Source organism: Pseudomonas sp. NPDC089396, assembly GCF_044749545.1.
Taxonomy (GTDB): domain Bacteria; phylum Pseudomonadota; class Gammaproteobacteria; order Pseudomonadales; family Pseudomonadaceae; genus Aquipseudomonas.
The window spans coordinates 1-21,496 of the sequence record NZ_JBIVIC010000012.1 but is presented as its reverse complement, the minus strand read 5'-3'; the positions used below and the strand labels follow the sequence as shown (position 1 = coordinate 21,496).

At 64.4% G+C, this 21,496-nt stretch carries 14 protein-coding genes; 10 read left to right on the top strand and 4 right to left on the bottom strand.

Annotation, left to right across the window (positions count from 1 at the left end; all coding sequences use genetic code 11):
• Nucleotides 1–10: 10 nt before the first annotated feature.
• The 4 genes from ACIPZB_RS20500 to ACIPZB_RS20485 all read left to right on the top strand — a co-directional run bounded on the left by ACIPZB_RS20500 (nucleotide 11) and on the right by ACIPZB_RS20485 (nucleotide 4,937).
• Nucleotides 11–277: a DUF2934 domain-containing protein gene (locus tag ACIPZB_RS20500; RefSeq protein ID WP_400642371.1), complete on the top strand. Its 267-nt coding sequence runs from the start codon at nucleotides 11–13 to the stop codon at nucleotides 275–277.
• Between the two features lie 144 nt (nucleotides 278–421).
• Nucleotides 422–2,575 carry a glycogen debranching protein GlgX gene (gene glgX, locus ACIPZB_RS20495; RefSeq protein WP_400642370.1) on the top strand — a complete coding sequence of 718 codons (2,154 nt, stop codon included), beginning with the start codon at nucleotides 422–424 and terminating at the stop codon, nucleotides 2,573–2,575.
• Between the two features lie 173 nt (nucleotides 2,576–2,748).
• Nucleotides 2,749–3,543: an endonuclease/exonuclease/phosphatase family protein gene (locus ACIPZB_RS20490; protein WP_400642369.1), complete on the top strand. Its 795-nt coding sequence runs from the start codon at nucleotides 2,749–2,751 to the stop codon at nucleotides 3,541–3,543.
• A gap of 317 nt (nucleotides 3,544–3,860) precedes the next feature.
• Nucleotides 3,861–4,937, top strand: coding sequence for an autotransporter domain-containing protein (locus ACIPZB_RS20485; protein WP_400642367.1), 1,077 nt, complete (start codon nucleotides 3,861–3,863; stop codon nucleotides 4,935–4,937).
• A 115-nt stretch (nucleotides 4,938–5,052) separates the two neighbouring features.
• Here ACIPZB_RS20485 and glgB read toward each other — a convergent pair whose 3' ends face one another.
• From glgB to ACIPZB_RS20470, 3 genes are all read right to left on the bottom strand, one after another.
• Nucleotides 5,053–7,263: a 1,4-alpha-glucan branching protein GlgB gene (gene glgB / locus ACIPZB_RS20480; protein WP_400642365.1), complete on the bottom strand. Its 2,211-nt coding sequence runs from the start codon at nucleotides 7,261–7,263 to the stop codon at nucleotides 5,053–5,055.
• Complete coding sequence (gene treS, locus ACIPZB_RS20475) at nucleotides 7,264–10,581, bottom strand: maltose alpha-D-glucosyltransferase (RefSeq protein ID WP_400642363.1); 3,318 nt, start codon at nucleotides 10,579–10,581, stop codon at nucleotides 7,264–7,266.
• Nucleotides 10,582–10,741: 160 nt separating this feature from the next.
• Nucleotides 10,742–12,760, bottom strand: coding sequence for an alpha-1,4-glucan--maltose-1-phosphate maltosyltransferase (locus tag ACIPZB_RS20470; RefSeq protein ID WP_400642362.1), 2,019 nt, complete (start codon nucleotides 12,758–12,760; stop codon nucleotides 10,742–10,744).
• 141 nt (nucleotides 12,761–12,901) lie between these two features.
• Here ACIPZB_RS20470 and ACIPZB_RS20465 point away from each other — a divergent pair, with 141 nt between their 5' ends.
• Complete coding sequence (locus ACIPZB_RS20465) at nucleotides 12,902–13,063, top strand: hypothetical protein (RefSeq protein WP_008089933.1); 162 nt, start codon at nucleotides 12,902–12,904, stop codon at nucleotides 13,061–13,063.
• A gap of 314 nt (nucleotides 13,064–13,377) precedes the next feature.
• The gene (locus ACIPZB_RS20460) at nucleotides 13,378–13,632 is read left to right on the top strand and encodes a hypothetical protein (protein WP_400642360.1); all 255 of its coding nucleotides are present in this window, start codon (nucleotides 13,378–13,380) and stop codon (nucleotides 13,630–13,632) included.
• A 60-nt stretch (nucleotides 13,633–13,692) separates the two neighbouring features.
• On the opposite strand, the gene ACIPZB_RS20455 is transcribed toward ACIPZB_RS20460, so the two are convergent.
• The gene (locus tag ACIPZB_RS20455; RefSeq protein ID WP_400642358.1) at nucleotides 13,693–15,366 is read right to left on the bottom strand and encodes an AMP-binding protein; all 1,674 of its coding nucleotides are present in this window, start codon (nucleotides 15,364–15,366) and stop codon (nucleotides 13,693–13,695) included.
• 377 nt (nucleotides 15,367–15,743) lie between these two features.
• On the opposite strand from ACIPZB_RS20455, the gene ACIPZB_RS20450 reads away from it, so the two are divergent.
• From ACIPZB_RS20450 to ACIPZB_RS20435, 4 genes are read left to right on the top strand one after another with little or no spacing between them, the layout of a single operon-like run.
• A complete protein-coding gene (locus tag ACIPZB_RS20450) occupies nucleotides 15,744–16,907 on the top strand; it encodes an isovaleryl-CoA dehydrogenase (RefSeq protein ID WP_008089929.1) in 1,164 nt (387 codons plus the stop codon).
• A gap of 19 nt (nucleotides 16,908–16,926) precedes the next feature.
• Nucleotides 16,927–18,534, top strand: a complete 1,608-nt coding sequence (locus ACIPZB_RS20445) for a carboxyl transferase domain-containing protein (protein ID WP_400642356.1) — start codon at nucleotides 16,927–16,929, stop codon at nucleotides 18,532–18,534.
• A 3-nt stretch (nucleotides 18,535–18,537) separates the two neighbouring features.
• Entirely contained in the window at nucleotides 18,538–19,353 is an 816-nt protein-coding gene (locus tag ACIPZB_RS20440) for a gamma-carboxygeranoyl-CoA hydratase (RefSeq protein ID WP_400642355.1), read from the top strand.
• The gene (locus ACIPZB_RS20435) at nucleotides 19,350–21,302 is read left to right on the top strand and encodes an acetyl/propionyl/methylcrotonyl-CoA carboxylase subunit alpha (RefSeq protein WP_400642354.1); all 1,953 of its coding nucleotides are present in this window, start codon (nucleotides 19,350–19,352) and stop codon (nucleotides 21,300–21,302) included. The genes ACIPZB_RS20440 and ACIPZB_RS20435 overlap by 4 nt, the downstream gene beginning before the upstream one ends.
• The last annotated feature ends 194 nt before the right edge of the window (nucleotides 21,303–21,496 follow it).

The window sequence follows — 21,496 nt, the reverse complement described above, 5'->3', positions numbered from 1 at the left end:
CAGGAGCGTCATGATGAGTGTTGAAGAAAAACGTATTCGCGAATTCGCCTACCAGATCTGGGAATCGGAGGGTAAGCCCGCCGGCCAGGAGGAGCGCCACTGGGACATGGCGCGCAAGCTGGCCGAGGCCGAGGCGCTGGCGCCCAAGGTGGCGCCGCGCAAAAAGGCAGCGGCCAAGCCCAAGGCCCCTGCCGAGCCGAAAGTGGCCGCCTTGCCTGGGGTTAAACCGGCAGCGGCGAAGAAGCCCAGGACTGTGAAGAAACCCACTGGCGGCTGAGCCTGTCCCGGCCCTATCGCCGGCAAGCCGGCTCCCACAGATGCACCACAGGTCTTGAGCAATGTGGGATCCCTGTGGGAGCCGGCTTGCCGGCGATAGGGCCGCTACTGACACCCCTTCCCCCCCGGCCAATCGAGGACCGCCATGAGCCCCCGCACCCCGAAGAAAACCCGCTCCGTCGCCCCGTCGCGCATCCGTGAAGGCATGCCCTTCCCGCTCGGTGCCACCTGGGACGGCCTGGGTGTCAACTTCGCCCTGTTCTCGGCCAACGCCACCAAGGTTGAACTGTGCCTGTTCGACGCCAGCGGCGAGCAGGAAATCGAGCGCATCGAGCTGCCCGAATACACCGACGAGATCTACCACGGCTATTTGCCCGACGCCCATCCCGGGTTGATCTACGGCTACCGTGTGCACGGCCCCTACGAGCCGCAGAACGGCCACCGCTTCAACCCCAACAAACTGCTCATCGACCCCTACGCCAAGCAGCTGGTCGGCAGCCTGAAATGGTCCGAGGCGCTGTTCGGCTACACCATCGGCCACCCCGACGGCGACTTGTCATTCGATGAACGCGACAGCGCACCCTTCGTACCCAAATGCAAAGTGATCGACCCGGCCTTCACCTGGGGCCGCGACCAACGCGTGCTGGTCCCGTGGGAGCGCACGATCCTCTACGAGGCCCATGCGCGCGGCATCAGCATGCGCCACCCCGCAGTGCCCGAAGAACTTCGCGGCACCTTCGCCGGCTTGGCCAACGATGAGCTGCTCAAGCACATCAAGGACCTTGGCGTGTCGAGCATCGAGCTGCTGCCGATCCACGCCTTCGTCAACGACCAGCACCTGCTGGACAAGGGCCTGAACAACTACTGGGGCTACAACAGCATCGCCTTCTTCGCGCCCCACCCGCGCTACCTGGCCAGCGGCAAGATCGCCGAGTTCAAGGAGATGGTTGCGCACCTGCACGACGCAGGCCTGGAGGTGATTCTCGATGTGGTCTACAACCATACCGCCGAAGGCAACGAGCGCGGCCCGACCTTGTCGATGCGCGGTATCGACAATGCCTCCTACTACCGCCTCAAGCCCGACGACAGACGCTACTACATCAACGATTCCGGCACCGGCAACACCCTCGACCTCAGCCACCCGTGCGTCCTGCAACTGGTCACCGACTCGCTACGCTACTGGGCCGGCGAAATGCACGTGGATGGCTTTCGCTTCGACCTGGCGACCATCCTCGGTCGCTACCACGACGGCTACAGCGAACGCCATGGCTTCCTCGTGGCCTGCCGCCAGGACCCGATGCTCAGCCAGGTCAAACTCATTGCCGAGCCTTGGGACTGCGGTCCGGGCGGCTACCAGGTGGGCAACTTCGCACCGGGCTGGGCGGAATGGAACGATCGCTTTCGCGATACCGTGCGCGCCTTCTGGAAAGGCGACGAAGGCCAGCTGGCCGATTTCGCCTCGCGCATGACCGCCTCGGGCGACATGTTCAACAACCGTGGACGACGGCCCTATGCCTCGGTCAACTTCGTCACCGCCCACGATGGCTTCACCCTGCGCGATCTGGTCTCGTACAACAGCAAGCACAACGAGGACAACGACGAAAACAACCAGGACGGCACCGACAACAACCTGTCATGGAACTGCGGCGTCGAAGGCCCCACCGAGGACCCCGAGATCAATGCCCTGCGCATGCGCCAGATGCGCAATTTCTTCGCGACCTTGCTGCTGGCCCAGGGCACGCCGATGATCGTCGCCGGCGATGAGTTCAGCCGTACCCAGCACGGCAACAACAATGCCTACTGCCAGGACAGCGAGATCGGCTGGATCAACTGGGACCTGGATGAGGACGGCAAAGCCCTGCTGGCATTCGTCAAACGCCTGACGCGCCTGCGCCTGGCCTACCCGGTGCTGCGCCGTTCGCGCTTTCTGGTGGGCGACTACAACGAGGCCATCGGGGTCAAGGATGTGACCTGGCTGGCGCCCGATGGCAGCGAGATGTCCGTGGAGCAGTGGGAAGACCCCCATGGCCGTTGCCTGGGCATGCTGATCGACGGGCGCGCGCAGGTCAGTGGGATTGCCCGGCCTGGCTCGGAGGCGACCATGCTGCTGATCGTCAATGCGCACCATGATGTGGTGCCCTTCCAGTTGCCGACGGTGCCGGAAGGTGACTACTGGAGCTGCCTGGTCGACACCGACCGCCCTGAGATGCGCAAGCCGCAGCATTTGCAGTTCGACACCACCTTCGAGGTCAAGGGGCGCTCGTTTCTGCTGATGGTGTTGCAGCGCGAGGAAGACTGAACCTGGGGTGCCTTGGCCTGTCCCAAGAGTATCTGTGGCCTGTACCGGCCCTATCGCCGGCAAGCCGGCTCCCACAGGTACAGCACAGGTCTGGAGCACTGTGGGGTACCTGTGGGAGCCGGCTTGCCGGCGATAGGGCCGGTACAGACGACATCCTCATTCAAGGAGCCACCGTGAACCCCGAAGCCGGCCGTCCAGGTTTCGCCCGTTTCAACCAGGCCCCCGCCGTGCACCGGCTGCGGGTGCTGACGGTCAATACGCACAAGGGCTTCACGGCCTTCAACCGACGCTTCATCCTGCCCGAACTGCGCGAAGCGGTGCGCAGCACCCAGGCCGATATCGTGTTTCTCCAGGAAGTGCTCGGCAGCCACGATCGGCATGCCGCGCGCTACCCCGGTTGGCCGCAGACCTCGCAATACGAGTTTCTCGCTGACAGCATGTGGAGCGACTTCGCCTACGGTCGCAATGCGGTCTACCCCGACGGCCATCACGGCAACGCGCTGTTGTCGAAGTACCCGATCATCGAGCACCGCAACCTCGACGTGTCGATCACCGGCCCCGAGCGGCGCGGCCTGTTGCACTGCATTCTCGACGTGCCTGGCCAGCGCCCGGTGCATGCCATTTGCGTGCACCTGTCGTTGCTGGAAAGCCACCGGCAAAAACAATTGCAGCTGCTGCGCCAACTGCTCGATGCACTGCCAGGCGATGACCCGGTGATCATCGCCGGCGACTTCAACGACTGGAAGCTGCGCGGCAACCGTACCCTGCGCTTGCAACGGGACCTGCACGAGGCGTTCGAACGCCACCACGGATTGCTCGCGCGCACGTATCCGGCGCGCCTGCCATTACTGGCCCTGGACCGTATCTACCTGCGCAATGCCGATAGCCATGCACCCAGGATTCTGGGGCACAAACCTTGGACCCACCTCTCCGATCATCTGCCATTGGCCGTGGAAGTCAGGCTGTAGCAATGATTCGGCATAGCCACACAGCGGCAAATAACGATCCCCACTATCCACCCCACTTTTACAAGTGAAATCAAGGTGTTGCCCCCTTGCAGAGGGGGTGTCCGATTTTTTAACACATTCTTGACGCAACCCCCCGTCTCACCTTAGCTGAACTATTACCTAGTCGTAGAAAACTCGTGCCGGGCCTTTAGCTCGCGCCTTCGTGCGCGCTTGCAAAAGCTGGCGTGACGGTTTGGGTCGCTCTGATTTTGCCGTACAGCTCGTGACAACCGACCAGGGCTTTGGGCTGTACAACAAGAAAACAGAGGAGATCCGCCATGAAAAGCACTTCGATTCCGTTGCGCTTCGATCGTATTTTCTACGCGGTTTCCACGTCGATGCTTCTGGCAACCCCAGTGGAAACCTTCGCCTTCGACCTGCAGGACGACCCCATGTCCTCCGGTTTCCTGCAACAACCGGCCGTGCCCCAGCTATCGCTCGACCCGGTCACCGCCAGCGGCCTGAGCCAGGGCACCCTGAACGCGTTCACCGACAAGATGAGCGAGCGCCATGGCCAGGCGGTGCCTGACCTGATAGCCAGCCAGTGGACCCAGTTCTTCCCGGCCACCCCGCGGCCCGGGGCCCAGCCGCCCGAGCAGCTGGAAGCGCCCAGCCAGCAACTGACGATCGGCCCGGACCTGTTCGTGCGTGAAACCGCCGACGGCAATGTGCACCGTGCGGGCATCTTCGTGGGACACAACAACCTGCAAAGCAGCTTCAGCGGGATGCGTCCCTTGCTGGGCGACAAGCAACGCAATGCGGTCAATCTCAGCGGCGAGAGCCTGGGCGTGTACTGGAGCATGACCCATGAGCAAGGCTGGCACCTGGATGCCGTGGCCATGGGCTCGCGTATCGATGTCATGGGCCGAGGCGACAGCGGCCAGCGGCTGAACGACAGCGGCCATGCCATGACCTTTTCCGTGGAGGGCGGCTACCCGATTCGCCTGGGGGGCACCTGGGTGATCGAGCCGCAGGCGCAGTTGATCAACCAGCGCTTCTTCCCGGGTAACCAGGTGCAGGAAGAAACCTTGCAGGCATTCGACAGCCAGCCCTCCTGGAGCGGCCGGGTCGGCGCCAAGTTGTCCGGGAGCTACGACCTGCGCGGGATGCCGATCGAGCCCTATGTGCGCACCAACGTCTGGTATGACTTCAGCGATGCCGACGAGGTCAAGCTGGACCAGGTCGACAAGATCTCCAGCTCGCGCTATTCGACCACGGTGGAACTGGGCTTGGGGCTGGTGGCGCGGGTGACGCCGGCGGTGGCGCTGTTTGTCAGTGCCGATTACAGCAGTGATGTGGATGGCAATGATCTGAATGGGTTGATCGGGAGCCTTGGGGTTCGGATGCGGTGGTGAAATCGGGACCGCTGCGCGGTCCTTTCGCGACACAAGGCCGCTCCTACAGAGGGTCGCGCTGACCTGTAGGAGCGGCCTTGTGTCGCGAAAGGGCTGCAAAGCAGCCCCAGCGATCTCAAGCCGGCTTCATCACCAACACCCCAAGCGGCGGCAGGTTCAAGGCCAGCGACAAGGGTTGCCCATGGCTGGCCACCTCCTCGCTTTCCACCGCCCCCAGGTTGCCCACATTCGACCCGGCATACAGCCCGGCATCACTGTTGAGCAGCTCCTGCCAACGCTCCCCGAACGGCACGCCGATCCGATACCCCTCGCGCGGCACCGGGGTGAAGTTGGCCACCACCAGCAACGGCTCGCCCTGGCTGCTCCAGCGCAGCCAGGCATACACGCTGTTGTGCGCGTCATCGCCGATCAGCCACTGGAAGCCCTGAGGCTGGCAGTCCTGCTCATGCAGCGCCGGCAGCTCGCGGTACAGCCGGTTGAGGTCACCGACCAGGCGCTGCACACCCTGGTGCTCGGGATACTGCAGCAGGTACCAGTCCAGCTCGTGATCATGGTTCCACTCGCGCCACTGGCCGAACTCGCAGCCCATGAACAGCAGCTTCTTGCCCGGGTGGGTCCACATGAACGTCAGGTAGGCGCGCAGGTTGGCGAACTTCTGCCAGCGGTCCCCTGGCATCTTGTCGATCAGCGAGTGCTTGCCGTGCACCACCTCGTCATGGGAGATCGGCAGGATGAAGTACTCGGAATAGGCGTAGATCAGACCGAAGCTCATCTCGTTGTGGTGATAGGTACGGTGCACCGGGTCGTTCTGGATGTAGTGCAGGGTGTCGTGCATCCAGCCCATGTTCCACTTGTAGGCGAAGCCCAGCCCGCCCTGCTGGATCGGCTGGCTGACGCCCGGCCAGGCCGTGGATTCCTCGGCGATGATCAGCGCGCCCGGCGCCTCGACGGCGGCCACGCCGTTGAGGTGGCGGATGAAGTCGATGGCTTCGAGATTTTCGCGCCCGCCATGGCGGTTGGGCACCCATTCGCCGGCCTTGCGCGAATAGTCGCGATACAGCATCGAGGCCACCGCGTCCACGCGCAGGCCGTCGATGTGGAAGTGCTTGAGCCAGTGCAACGCCGACGCCAGCATGAAGCCGCGCACCTCGTTGCGGCCCAGGTTGTAGATCAGCGTGTTCCAGTCCTGATGAAAACCTTCAAGGGGGTTGTCGTACTCATACAGCGCCGTGCCATCGAAGCGCGCCAGGCCATGTTCGTCGGTGGGGAAATGCGCAGGCACCCAGTCGAGGATCACGCCAATGCCACCCTGGTGGCAGGCGTCGACGAAGGCGGCGAAGTCCTCGGCGGTGCCGTATCGCGAGGTCGGCGCGAACAGCGACAGCGGCTGGTAGCCCCACGAACCGCCGAACGGGTGCTCCATGATCGGCAGCAGTTCGATGTGGGTAAAGCCCAGTTCCTGCACATATGGCACCAGGCGCTCGGCCAGTTCGCGCCAGTTGTAGAAACGCGCCACTTCACCCAGGTCGTCCATTTCGCAGCGCCAGGAGCCCACATGCAGCTCGTAGATCGACAGCGGTGCACTGTAGGCATGGCGCTGGGCGCGGTGCTCCATCCAGTCCTGGTCCTGCCAGTCATGGCTGAGTTCACCTGCTACCTTCGAAGCGGTACTGGGCGGCAGCTCGGTGGCACGCGCCAACGGGTCGGCCTTCAGCGGCAGCACACCCTCCTTGCCCAGCACTTCGAACTTGTAGGTTTCGCCCACGCCCAGGCGCGGCACGAACAACTCCCAGACCCCGGCACTGTGACGCAGGCGCATGGGGTGGCGGCGGCCGTCCCAGTTGTTGAACTCGCCCACCACTGAAACCCGCCGGGCGTTCGGTGCCCACACCGAGAAGCACACCCCCTGAACGCCGTCGACCTCGATCGGCTGGGCGCCGAAGCGCCCGGACAAGTCGCGGTGGTTGCCTTCGGCGAACAGGTAAAGGTCCATGTCGCCCAGTTGCGGGCCAAAGCTGTAAGGGTCTTCGGAAACCTGCTCGCCACCGGCCCAACCGACCTGCAGCAGGTACGGCTGTGCTTCATCCAGGTGCGCGGTGAACAGCCCGGGCAGGCTGCCCTGCACCATTTCGGCCAGCACCCGCCCGTCCTGCCGGGCGAGTACCCGTGCATTCAAGGCGCCGGGCAGAAAGGCGCGCACCCAGCTGCCACCCGCACCATCGCCATGGGGGCCCAGTACTGCAAACGGATCGGCGTGCTCGGCGCGGGCAAGGGCATCGAGCTCCCGCTGCCGAAGGCCACCGTTGTCACGCGTAGTTGCATTCATCTATGACTCTCCCCAGGTACTGATCAATCCATGCAAGCCATGCAAAGGCACGGCCAGCCAACTTGGCCGGTTCTCGGCTTCATAGGTAATCTCGTAGGCGGCTTTTTCCAGGCAGAACAATTCCAGTGCGGCGCGCTCGCCCTCGGCCTGCAGCCAGGCGTGGGGCATGGCGGCGGTGGCCAGGCCATAGGCTTCGACGAAGGCGTGACGCGACTGATGCAGGTACTGCCGGGCAACCCGCTGACGAGCCTGCCGTGCGGCCTCGGAGAGGTCTACCGCCGAGGCGCTGCGCAGGATCATCGCAGCAGCATAGTCGAAGGATCGCAGGACGCCGCTGACATCCTTGTACGGGCTGTGCTTGGCCCGACGTTCCTGCAGGGGGCGTGAAGGCTCACCCTCGAAATCGATCAGGTAGGCATCGCCCTGCACCACCAGCACCTGCCCCAGGTGCAGGTCGCCGTGCACCCGCATCAACAGGCCACCCTGGGCCTGATTGGCGAGGTTTTCGATGTGCTGGACGAGGCCCTCACGTTGCTCCTGCAGGTCGTCGACCAGGGCCTGGCTGTCGCTGTCCAGTTGATCGCGGTGCTGGGCGAGCAGGTCCAGCGCATGGGTGAGTTCTGCATTGATCTGCCTGCTCCAGCGCGCGCTGTCCTGGCCATCGCTGACCTGCGGCTGGAACGCCGCGTCTTCACTCGGCGCGGCCAGGAGCAGGTGCATTTCACCCAGGCGTTGGCCAAGCAAGGCGGCGAATCCGTTCAGTTCGGCCAGGGCATCGGTATGAGCTTCGGGATCAGTGCGGGTCGGCTCCATCTCGTCACGGATCGCCCGCTCCAGGGTGTTCTGGGTCCAGGCCCAGGCATCGCCCTGGTTGCTCAGGTAGCCCTGGGCGATCATCAGCAGGTGCGATGCGTCGCTTTCATCCACACGGCTGACCCAGGCCAGCAGCGGCGAGATATTGGCGAAGCCCGCTGCCGTCAGGTAGGCACTCATCTCCAGTTCCGGGTGGATACCTGGGTTGACCCGGCGGATCAGCTTGAGCACCAGGCGATCGGCGACCACCACCGAGCTGTTGGACTGCTCGGCGCTCAGGTAGCGCACCTCGCTCTGTTCATCGAGTTCCAGCCTGGCCAGTTGCTCGGTGCAGGCAAAGCGCAATTCGCCCTGACCATTGCCGCATGGCAGGCGCATGCCGTCCTGGCAGGCACGCAGCACGGCGCGAATGAAGGGTTCGAGCACGAAGGCATCGGTGATCAGGCCCACCTGGTGGCTGCGGCGTACCCGCGACAGCGCCAGCTGTTGCGGCAACGCGCTGTTGATGTGCTCTTCAGGCAGGAAACCGAACGGCAGCTGGTACTGGTTGGCCACCCCATCACCGATCACTTCGATCTCGCTCCACAGCACCGGCGTACTGGCCGTGCCGAAGCGCACGCCATAACGCAGGCGCACCTGGTCGATCGGCCCTTCCTTGCCGGCGAACCAGCGGCGTTTGGGCAGGTATTGCGGCAGTACCGAGCCTTCGAGGGTGTCGCGCGAAGGCGCTTCGAGCAGTTCTTCCATGCGTTTGCGCAACACCAATGTGGTCAATTCCGGCAATCCCTCAGTCGGTTGAACGTGCCAGCTGGGCATGCGGTCGTGCGCGGCCAGCAGGAACCAGTAGAACGCATAGGGCGGCAAGGTCAGCAGGAACGGCAACTGGCCGATCGGTGGGAAGGCGCTGCCGCCAAGCATCTCCACCGGTACTTTGTCGGCGTACTGTGACAGTTCGAGCTCGGCGGCCTGCGCTGCGCGCGAAACGTTGGCGACACACAGGATGACCTCGCTGTTGCCCTCGGCATCGGTGTATTCGCGCAGGTACGCGAGGATGCGCCGGTTGCGCGGGGTAAGCGTGCGCAGGGTGCCGCGGCCAAAGGCCTTCTGCTGGTTGCGCACCGCCAGCAGGCGGCGGTTCCAGTTCAGCAGCGAATGCGGGTCATGGGCCTGGGCCTCGACGTTGACGGTCTGGTAGCCGTACAGCGGGTCCATGATCGGTGGCAGCACCAGGCGCTGCGGGTCGGCCTTGGAGAAACCGCCGTTGCGGTCGGGCGACCACTGCATGGGGGTGCGCACGCCGTCGCGGTCGCCCAGGTAGATATTGTCGCCCATGCCCAGTTCGTCGCCGTAGTACAAGGTCGGCGTGCCAGGCATCGACAGCAGCAGGCTGGTGAGCAGCTCGATACGCCGGCGATCGCGTTGCAGCAAGGGTGCCAGGCGGCGGCGGATGCCGAGGTTGATGCGCGCGCGGCGGTCTTCGGCGTAGTAGTTCCACAGGTAGTCGCGCTCGCGGTCGGTGACCATCTCCAGGGTCAGTTCATCGTGGTTGCGCAGGAAGATCGCCCATTGGCACCTGGCCGGGATTTCCGGGGTCTGGCGCAGGATATCGGTGATCGGAAAACGGTCCTCCATGGCCAAGGCCATGTACATGCGTGGCATCAACGGGAAGTGGAACGCCATGTGGCATTCGTCGCCCTCGCCTTCACCAAAGTAGGGGTGCGTGTCCTCGGGCCACTGGTTGGCCTCGGCCAGCAGCATGCGGTCGGGGTAGTTGGCGTCGATCTCGGCGCGGATCGCCTTGAGCACCTGGTGGGTTTCGGGGAGGTTCTCGTTGTGGGTGCCGTCGCGCTCGATCAGGTACGGGATGGCGTCCAGGCGCAGGCCGTCGACCCCCAGGTCGAGCCAGAAGCGCATGACCCCGATCACCGCTTTCAGCACCTGCGGGTTGTCGAAGTTCAGGTCCGGCTGGTGCGAGTAGAAACGGTGCCAGAAGTACTGGCCGGCCACCGGGTCCCAGGTCCAGTTGGATTTTTCCGTGTCGAGGAAGATGATCCGCGTGCCGTCGTATTTCTGGTCATCGTCCGACCACACGTAGAAGTTGCGCAGCTTGCTGCCGCGCTTGGCGTGGCGCGCGCGCTGGAACCAGGGGTGCTGGTCGGAGGTGTGGTTGATGACCAGCTCGGTGATTACCCGCAGGCCGCGCTTGTGCGCCTCGCTGATGAAACGCCGGGCATCGGCCATGCTGCCGTAGTCGGGGTGCACGGCCTTGTATTCGGCGATGTCGTAGCCGTCATCGCGCCGTGGCGAGGGGTAGAACGGCAGTAACCAGAGGGTGTTGACGCCCAGTGCGGCGATGTAGTCGAGCTTGCTGATCAGGCCGGCGAAATCGCCGATGCCGTCGTTGTTGGCATCGAAGAACGATTTCACGTGCAGCTGGTAGATCACGGCGTCCTTGTACCACAGCGGGTCGTCGATGAAGGCTGCCGGGCGGGAACGCTTGGCCATGTGCGACTCCTTTCATTGCTGTGGAATGGTGTCGCCTGGTTTGGGGCCGCTTCGCGCCCCATCGCCGGCAAGCCAGCTCCCACAGGTTTTGTGCAAGTTTCACAGCCAGCGCCGCTCTCCTGTGGGAGCCGGCTTGCCGGCGATGGGGCGCGAAGCGGCCCTAACGGGTCTTTTCAATGCGCCAGATGCCGAATGGCTGGTGCCAAGGCTCGATGCGCATCCATTGGGTCTTGCCATGCCAGGTCCACCGATGCCCGTTCATCAGGTCTTCACCCACGGTGTCGGCATCGTCATCCAGCCCCAGCTCCCACAACGGCAGTTCGAAGTTCGCCTCCTGGGCGTTGTGCGGATCGAGGCTGATCGCCACCAGGATGTAGTTGTCGCGCTCGGGCGTGCGCTTGGCGAAGTACAGGATGTTGTCGTTCCAGCAGTTGAAGAACGCCACGCCCAGGTGAGTCTGCAGGGCGCGGTTCTGCCGGCGGATGCGGTTGAGCTGGGCGATCTCGGCGATGATGTTGCCGGGCTGGGTGAAGTCGCGCGGGCGGATTTCGTACTTCTCCGAGTCCATGTATTCCTCCTTGCCCGGCAGCGGCGTGGCCTCGCACAGCTCGAAGCCCGAATACATGCCCCACAACCCCGAGCCCATGGTTGCCAGCGCGGCGCGAATCAGGAAGCCGGCGCGGCCCGAGGTGTGCAGGAAGAAGGGGTTGATGTCCGGCGTATTGACGAAAAAGTTCGGCCGGTAGCACTGGCTCCACGGCGGCTGGTTGAGCTCTTCGAAATACTCGCGCAGCTCCTGCTTGGTGTTGCGCCAGGTGAAGTAGGTGTAGCTCTGGGCATAACCGACCTTGCCCAGGCGCGCCATCATCGCAGGCTTGGTGAAGGCCTCGGCGAGGAAGATCACCTCGGGGTGCTGGCTGCGCACATTGGCGATCAGCCATTGCCAGAACGGCAGGGGCTTGGTGTGCGGGTTGTCGACACGGAAGCTCTTGACGCCCTCCTCGACCCAGCCGACTACGACGTCACGCAACGCCAGCCACAGCGATGGCACGGCCTCGGCGGCGTAGAAATCGACGTTGACGATGTCCTGGTACTTCTTCGGCGGGTTCTCGGCGTAACGGATAGTGCCGTCGGGGCGCCAGCTGAACCAGCCGGGGTGCTCCTTGAGCCAAGGGTGGTCCTGGGAGCACTGGATGGCGAAGTCCAGGGCGATCTCCAGGCCGTGCTCGGCGGCGGCGGCGACCAGCCGGCGAAAGTCTTCGCGGGTACCCAGTTGCGGGTGAATGGCATCGTGACCGCCCTCGGGGCTGCCAATGGCATAGGGGCTGCCAGGGTCGCCGGGTTCGGCGCGCAGGGCATTGTTGCGGCCCTTGCGGAACTGGGTGCCGATCGGGTGGATCGGCGGGAAATACAGCACGTCGAAGCCCATGTCGCGGATCATCGGCAGGCGTTCGTGGACGTCGTTGAAGGTGCCGTGGCGCTCTGGGCTATCGGTGATCGAGCGCGGGAACAGCTCGTACCAGCTGGCGAACTGCGCTGCCGGGCGGTCCACATCGAGCGGGAACTCGACACTGCGGGTCAGGTAGCTGCGGTGCTCGGCCTCGACCATCAGGCGCGTGGCCTCGCCACCCAGCAACAGCGCCACCTGGTCGTCCACCGGCAAACCTTGCAGGCGCGCCTGAAAGCCTTCGATCTCTCTGCGCAACATCCCTTCGCTACGCGCCGCACCCTGCCCCAGCAGCTGCCTGCCCTCCTCCAGTTCGAGCTTGACCTCGACACCGGCGTGGTACTTCTTCTCAAGGTCATGGCAGTAGGTGGCGAACGGGTCGATCCAGGCCTCGATGCTGAACAGGTGCGGGCCCAGTTCAAGGGGCGTGAATTCGGCCAGCCACAGGTCATTGCCCGGCGAGTGCATCGGCACACAGTGCCAGCGGCGGCTGTTGGCCTGACGCCAGTTGAGCATCACCGCCAGGCGGTCGTGGCCGTCGCTGTAGACCTTGCTGCTGACCGCCACCGCCTGGCCGCTGATGGCCTTGGCGGCGAAGGTGCCGCACTCGAGCACCGGCTGGGTGTCTTCGACCACGATGCGCGGCGCCATCAGCGCCTGGGACAGGCTGACGGCCTGTTCCGGGTGATCGTTCGCCATGGGCACGCTTTCGAAGGGCTCGTTTCGTGACATCGGACCTTGCTCCCTTAGGCTGGTGGCGGTAAGGGTTCAGAGCCATGCGCGGGCGTGGGGGTTCAAAAAAATTGAGCGAATGGCAGCAGGCCGAAGTCGAAGCCTGCACTACCTCTTCATTCACCCACGCGAGGTCAGGCCATGAACATTCCCATTCCACCGGAAACACCAGACCCCAACATCGACGACCCGAGCTTGCCGCCGCCAGTGCCGGAAGAAGATCCGGACGAGCTGCCGATCAAGCCGACCGTACCGCCGACGGTGGGGGACCCGCCGAGTGATGAACCACCGGTGAAGGTCTAAGGATAGACAAGGATTTGGTGCGAGATTCACAGGCCCTATCGCTGGCAAGCCAGCTCCCACAGGTACTCCACAGTTCTCAGGCTCAGTGGTGAACCTGCGGGAGCCGGCTTGCCGGCGATAGGGCCTGTTGTGCCAGCCAGAAAATGTTGAAGGGAAGTTCTCGGCGAAACAACTAGCCGCAGCAACTTGAAGTGCGCGATGCGCGCCTTGCACCCACCCAACCAGCCACTTCATACCTGACATTTTTGCCAGTTGTGCGGGCGGGGGACGTTTCACAAACTGGGGTCTCTTCAAATGACCGAAAGGGTTGGAATATGTCAGAAGATGAGTATGTGAACGCTGACGCTCTCGCCTACGTCGTAGAAAAACTCAAAGAGGCTGGCGTAAAAAGTCCTAAGCAATCAGACACCGTCACGGCAATGGGCGCTGCAAAAGTGAGTAAAGCGCTGGACACGATAGACCTCGAACATGAGGAATATGGTGAGAAACCGGGCTCTGCATTGAAAGACTGTAAAACAGTAAAAGAAATGGCGCAGAAGCTATTCCAGTTCATGGAATCCATGGGCTAGCGCAAAGCCGGGCCGGCGCTTTCACAAGCAATACTGCGAACGCGCCGGCAGGGCTATCCATCATGGCGAAGCGAGTTCCTCCACGCTGATCTCACGCATGCGGAATTTCTGCACCTTGCCGGTCACCGTCATCGGAAACTCCTCGACGAACCGATAATGCCGCGGCACCTTGAAATGCGCGATGCGGGCCTTGCACCAGACCTGCAGCTCTTCAGCGCTCGCAACGTGCCCCGGATGCAGCTTGATCCAGGCCACCACTTCTTCGCCGTACTTGCTGCACGGGATGCCGATCACCTGCGCATCGGCCACGGCCGGGTGGGTGTAGAAGAACTCCTCCAGCTCACGCGGATAGATGTTCTCGCCGCCGCGAATGATCATGTCCTTGTTGCGCCCGACGATGCGCACATAGCCCTGCTCGTCCATCACCGCCAGGTCGCCCGAATGCATCCAGCCCGCCGGGTCGATGGCATCGGCAGTGGCCTGGGGGTTGTTCCAGTAACCGAGCATCACGCTGTAACCGCGGGTGCACAGTTCGCCGATCTCGCCACGGGCGACGATGCAGCCGTCAGCGTCCACCAGCTTGCTTTCCAGCTGCGGCTGGGTGCGCCCTACCGTGGTCACGCGCAGCTCCAGCTCGTCGTCCGGGCCGGTCTGCAGCGATACCGGGCTGGTTTCGGTCATGCCATAGGCAATCTGCACTTCGGCCATGTGCATCTGGTCGATCACCCGGCGCATGACCTCGATCGGGCAGGTGGCGCCGGCCATGATGCCGCTGCGCAGGGTCGAGAGGTCCAGCTGCTGGCGTGACGGGTGGTCGAGCATAGCGATGAACATGGTCGGCACGCCGTACAGGATGCTGGCGCGCTCCTCGGCCACGGCCTTGAGCGTAAGCTCGGCATCGAACGCGTCGTTGGGGTAGATCATGGTGCTGCCGTGGGTGATGCAGCCGAGGTTGGCCATGACCATGCCGAAGCAGTGGTACAGCGGCACCGGGATCACCATGCGGTCGGCGCGGGTCAGCCCCAGGCTTTCGCCGACCATGAAGCCGTTGTTGAGGATGTTGTAGTGGCTGAGCGTGGCACCCTTGGGCGCGCCGGTGGTGCCCGAGGTGTACTGGATGTTCACCGGCTGGTCGAACTGCAGGCTGGCCTGGCGAGCGGTGTACGCCTCGACCGAGGTCTGCCCTGCCCAATCGGCCAGCGCCTGCCAAGGCAGGAAACCGGGTGGCGGATTGGCCGCCAGGCTGACCACACCGCGCAGGTCCGGCAGGCATTCGCTGGCCAGCTCACCCAGTACTGCGCGGGTCAGCTCCGGCACCAGTTCCTGCACCATGGCGTGATAATCGGAGGTCTTGAAGGCATCGGCGCACACCAGCCAGCGGCAGCCCGACTGGCGTAGTACATACTCCAGCTCGCCCACACGATAGGCCGGATTGATGTTGACCAGGATCGCCCCGACCTTGGCGGTGGCCAGTTGCAAGATGCACCACTGGGCGCAGTTGGGCGCCCAGATGCCGACACGATCACCGGTGTTCACGCCCAGGGCCATCAGCGCGCGGGCATGCAGATCGACCTGTTCGGCCAGTTGTAGCCAGGTGTAGCGCAGGCCCTGGTGGCGTACCACCAGCGCTTCGCCCTCGGTGCAGCGGGCGACGGTGGCATCGAAGGCCTGGCCGATGGTCAGGGTCAGCAAGGGGTGGTCCTGACGACCGCGGGTGTAGCTGGGTTGACTCATGGGTGTCCCTTCTTGTGGTTGTTCTGGGCACGGCTGAAGCAAGCGCCAATTACTCTGGCGCAGATTTACGTTTACGTAAAGGTGATGATCCGATTGACACTGACCAAAGGCAGGTTTACGTTAACGTAAAGGTGACTTCGGATATGGACGCCATCCAAAAGCTGACGCGATTACTGTGGGAGCCGGCTTGCCGGCGATAGGGCCCGAACAGGCTATTCAAGGCGACAGTATTCGCCTTCCCCGGCCCCATCGCCGGCAAGCCGGCTCCCACATGGATCGCGCAAGCTTTGGGATATTGAGCTAGACAATTGCTTCCATTGGGTCCAGACAAAGACTGCCGCCAACCATCAATTTCAAGAACAAGAAGGTGCCCCCGCATGCATTACCCCACCCTGAACTTCGCCCTGGGCGAAACCATCGACATGCTCCGCGACCAGGTGAGCACCTTCGTTGCCGCCGAACTGGCCCCGCGCGCCGCTCAGATCGACCACGACAACCTGTTCCCCGCCGACATGTGGCGCAAGTTCGGTGACATGGGCCTGCTGGGCATCACCGTGTCGGAAGAATACGGCGGTGCCGGCCTGGGCTACCTGGCCCATGTGGTCTCGATGGAAGAGATCAGCCGTGGCTCGGCTTCGGTGGCCCTTTCCTACGGTGCCCACTCCAACCTGTGCGTCAACCAGATCAACCGCAACGGCACCCATGAGCAGAAGCTCAAGTACCTGCCCAAGCTGATCAGCGGCGAGCACATCGGCGCCCTGGCCATGAGCGAGCCCAACGCCGGCTCCGACGTGGTGTCGATGAAGCTGCGCGCCGAGAAACGTGGTGACAAGTACGTGCTCAACGGCAGCAAGACCTGGATCACCAACGGCCCCGACGCCAACACCTACGTGATCTACGCCAAGACCGACCTGGACAAGGGCCCGCACGGCATCACCGCATTCATCGTCGAGCGCGACTGGAAAGGCTTCAGCCGCAGCAACAAGTTCGACAAGCTGGGCATGCGCGGCTCCAACACCTGCGAGCTGTTCTTCGACGATGTCGAAGTGCCTGAAGAAAACATCCTCGGCCAGCTCAACGGCGGCGTGCGCGTGCTGATGAGCGGCCTGGACTACGAGCGCGTGGTGCTCTCCGGCGGCCCGACCGGCATCATGCAAAGCTGCATGGACCTTGTGGTGCCGTACATACACGACCGCAAGCAGTTCGGCCAGAGCATCGGCGAGTTCCAGCTGATCCAGGGCAAGATCGCCGACATGTACACCCAGCTCAACGCCAGCCGCGCCTACCTGTACGCCGTGGCCCAGGCCTGCGACCGTGCCGAAACCACCCGCAAGGACGCCGCCGGGGTGATCCTCTACACCGCCGAACGCGCCACCCAGATGGCCCTGGAAGCGATCCAGATTCTCGGCGGCAACGGCTACATCAACGAATTCCCGGCCGGCCGCCTGCTGCGCGATGCCAAGTTGTACGAAATCGGCGCCGGCACCAGCGAAATTCGCCGGATGCTGATCGGCCGCGAACTGTTCAACGAAACCCGCTGAGCACAGGGGACGGGCGCACATGGCTACCTTGCACACCCAGATAAACCCGCGTTCGGCGGAATTCGCCGGCAACAGCGCGGCCATGCTCGAACAGGTCCAGTCCCTGCGTGGCCTGCTCGCCCGGGTCGCCCAGGGCGGCGGGCCCAAGGCCCAGGAGCGGCACACCTCGCGTGGCAAGCTGCTGCCGCGCGAGCGTATCGACCGCCTGCTCGACCCAGGCTCACCATTCCTCGAAATCGGCCAGTTGGCCGCCCATGAGGTGTATGGCGAAGACGTGCCCGCTGCCGGCGTGATCGCCGGCATCGGCCGCGTCGAAGGCGTGGAATGCATGATCGTGGCCAACGACGCCACGGTAAAAGGCGGCTCCTATTACCCGCTGACGGTAAAGAAGCACCTGCGCGCGCAGACCATCGCCCTGCAGAACCGCCTGCCGTGCATCTACCTGGTGGACTCCGGTGGCGCCAACCTGCCGCGCCAGGACGAAGTGTTCCCAGACCGTGAGCACTTCGGGCGGATCTTCTTCAACCAGGCCAACATGAGCGCCCTCGGCATCCCGCAGATCGCCGTGGTGATGGGCTCGTGCACCGCCGGTGGCGCCTATGTGCCGGCCATGGCCGACGAAGCGATCATGGTGCGCCAGCAGGCGACCATCTTCCTCGCCGGCCCTCCCCTGGTTAAGGCAGCCACCGGCGAAGTGGTGAGCGCCGAAGACCTGGGCGGCGCCGACGTGCACTGCCGCACCAGCGGCGTGGCCGACCACTATGCCGACAACGACGAGCACGCCCTGGCCATTGCCCGGCGCAGCGTCGCCAATCTCAACTGGCACAAGCTCGGCAAGCTGCAGCGTCTGGCGCCAGTGGCACCTTTGTATGCCGCCGACGAGCTGTATGGCGTGGTGCCAGCCGATGCCAAGCAGCCGTTCGATGTGCGCGAAGTGATCGCGCGCCTGGTCGACGGCTCGGTGTTCGATGAGTTCAAGGCCCTGTTCGGCACCACCCTGGTGTGCGGCTTCGCCCACCTGCACGGCTACCCGGTGGCGATCCTGGCCAACAACGGCATCCTCTTCGCCGAAGCCGCGCAAAAAGGCGCGCACTTCATCGAACTGGCTTGCCAGCGCGGCATCCCGCTGCTGTTCCTGCAGAACATCACCGGTTTCATGGTCGGCAAGAAGTACGAAGAAGGCGGCATCGCCAAGCACGGCGCCAAGCTGGTCACCGCCGTGGCCTGCGCCCAGGTGCCGAAGTTCACGGTGATCATCGGCGGCAGCTTCGGCGCCGGTAACTATGGCATGTGTGGCCGCGCCTACGACCCGCGCTTCCTGTGGATGTGGCCCAACGCGCGGATTGGCGTGATGGGCGCCGAACAGGCCGCGGGCGTACTGGCCCAGGTCAAGCGCGAGCAGAGCGAACGCAGCGGCCAGGCCTTCAGTGTCGAAGACGAGGCGAAACTCAAGCAGCCGATCCTCGACCAGTACGAACACCAGGGCCACCCCTACTACTCCAGTGCACGGCTGTGGGACGACGGTGTCATCGACCCGGCGCAAACCCGAGACGTGCTTGGCCTGGCGTTGTCCGCCGCGCTGAACGCGCCGATCGAACAGAGCCGCTTCGGCATTTTCCGGATGTGACCCATGAGCGATTTCAGCACTATCGAAGTGACTCGCGACCCGCGCGGCTTCGCCACCCTGTGGCTGAGCCGCGAGGACAAGAACAACGCCTTCAACGCGCAGATGATCCGCGAGCTGATCAAGGCCCTCGACCAGCTGGCCGAGGATGCCAGCCTGCGTTTCCTGCTGCTGCGCGGCCGTGGCCGGCACTTCAGCGCAGGTGCGGACCTTGCGTGGATGCAGCAATCGGCGCAGCTGGACTTCGACAGCAACCTGGACGACGCCCATGAACTGGGCGAGCTGATGTATGCCCTGCACCGCCTCAAGGCACCGACCCTGGCCGTGGTGCAAGGCGCGGCCTTTGGCGGCGCCCTGGGCCTGATCAGCTGCTGCGACATGGCCATCGGTGCCGAGGATGCGCAGCTGTGCCTGTCGGAAGTGCGCATCGGCCTGGCCCCGGCGGTCATCAGCCCGTTCGTGGTCAAGGCCATTGGCGAGCGCGCCGCCCGCCGTTACGCCCTGACCGCCGAGCGTTTCAATGGCGTGCGGGCCCGTGAGCTGGGCCTGCTGGCCGAGGTGTACCCGGCCAGCGAGCTGGACACGCAGGTCGAGGCCTGGGTCGACAACCTGCTGCAGAACAGCCCGCAAGCCCTGCGCGCCACCAAGGACCTGCTGCGTGAAGTGGACGACGGCGAACTCAGCCCGGCCCTGCGCCGCTACTGCGAAAACACCATCGCCCGCATCCGCGTCAGCGCCGAAGGCCAGGAAGGCCTGAACGCCTTCCTGGAAAAACGCCGCCCCGCCTGGCAAACCGAATACAAGAAGGAGCCGCGCCCATGAGCCGCCCCACCCTGACCACCCTGCTGGTCGCCAACCGCGGCGAAATCGCCTGCCGGGTCATGCGCACCGCCAAGGCCATGGGCCTGACCACCGTGGCCGTGCACAGCGCCACCGACCGTGATGCACGGCACAGCCGCGAAGCGGATATCCGCGTCGACCTGGGCGGCACCAAGGCCGCCGAGAGTTACCTGGTGGTGGAAAAACTGCTGGCCGCAGCCAAGGCCAGCGGCGCCCAGGCGATCCACCCGGGCTATGGCTTCTTGTCCGAGAACGCAGGCTTCGCCCGCGCCATCGAAGACGCCGGGCTGATCTTCCTTGGCCCACCGGCCAGCGCCATCGACGCCATGGGCAGCAAGTCGGCAGCCAAGGCGCTGATGGAGGCCGCCGGCGTGCCGCTGGTGCCGGGCTACCACGGCGAAGCCCAGGACCTGGAAACCTTCCGCGCCGCCGCCGAGCGTATCGGCTACCCGGTGCTGCTCAAGGCCAGCGCCGGTGGTGGCGGCAAGGGCATGAAGGTGGTCGAGGAGGAAAGCCAGTTGGCCGACGCCCTCGCCTCGGCCCAGCGTGAAGCGCAGTCTTCGTTCGGCGATTCGCGCATGCTGGTAGAGAAGTACGTGCTCAAGCCGCGCCACGTGGAAATCCAGGTGTTCGCCGACCAGCACGGCAACTGCCTGTACCTCAACGAGCGCGACTGCTCGATCCAGCGGCGCCACCAGAAGGTGGTCGAGGAAGCCCCCGCTCCTGGCCTTTCGCCCGAGCTGCGCCAGGCCATGGGCGAGGCCGCGGTACGGGCTGCCCAGGCCATCGGCTATGTCGGCGCCGGCACCGTGGAGTTCCTGCTCGATGCCCGTGGCGAGTTCTTCTTCATGGAGATGAACACCCGCCTGCAGGTGGAGCACCCGGTCACCGAAGCCATCACTGGCCTGGACCTTGTGGCCTGGCAGATCCGCGTGGCCTGTGGCGAGCCGCTGCCGATTACCCAGGCCCAGGTACCACTGATCGGGCACGCTATCGAAGTGCGCTTGTATGCCGAAGACCCGGCCAACGAGTTCCTGCCGGCCACCGGCACCCTGGCGCTGTACCGCGAATCGGCGCCGGGCGAAGGCCGTCGGGTGGACAGCGGGGTTTGCGAGGGTGACGTGGTGTCGCCGTTCTACGACCCGATGCTGGGCAAGCTGATCGCCTGGGGCGAGAACCGCGAGCAGGCTCGCCTGCGCTTGCTGTCGATGCTCGACGAGTTCGCCATTGGTGGGTTGAAGACCAACATCGCCTTCCTGCGCCGCATCCTCGCGCACCCGTCGTTCGCGGCGGCGGAGCTGGATACCGGGTTCATTCCGCGTCATCAGGACGTATTGCTGCCGTCGCCGCGTGCCTTGCCGGCCGGCTTCTGGGAGGCCGCCGCCGAAGCCTGGTTGCAGGGCCAGGCAGCGCATGAACGTGACGATGACGCTCACTCGCCGTGGGCGCCACGCAGTGGCCTGCGCCTGGGCCTGCCGTCGCGCAGCAGCCTGCACCTGCAAAGCGGCGGCGAAAACCAGGCCGTGGCGCTGGAACGCAGCGCTGCCTCGACCTGGCACCTGGAGGGTGAACAACTCGGGCACGATGCGGGTGGCGTGCGTCGCCGTCATCTGGCGGTTCGCCGTGACGGCACCTTGTTCTTGCGCTGGGACGGCGAGGTGCATGCCATCGAAGCTTTCGACCCGATCGCCGAGGCCGAAGCCAGCCACAGCCACCAGGGCGGGCTGGGCGCGCCCATGAACGGCAGCATCGTGCGCGTGCTGGTGGAGCCTGGGCAGGTGGTGGAAGCTGGGACTGCGCTGGTGGTGCTGGAGGCCATGAAGATGGAGCACAGCATTCGCGCGCCGCAGGGTGGGACGGTGAAGGCGTTGTTCTGTCAGGAAGGGGATATGGTCAGCGAAGGGACGGTGCTAGTCGAACTGGTGGAGTGATCCAGAAAGGGGCCGCTTTGCGGCCCCATCGCCGGCAAGCCGGCTCCCACAGGCACAGCGCTCGCCTCAAGGGCACCGCGCCCCCCTTGTGGGAGCCGGCTTGAACTGGCCTAATGATCCCGGACACCTCTTAAGGGCGATATGATTCGCCCAATCAGGAGGTTCCATGCAAGAACGAAAGACTTATACCCGCG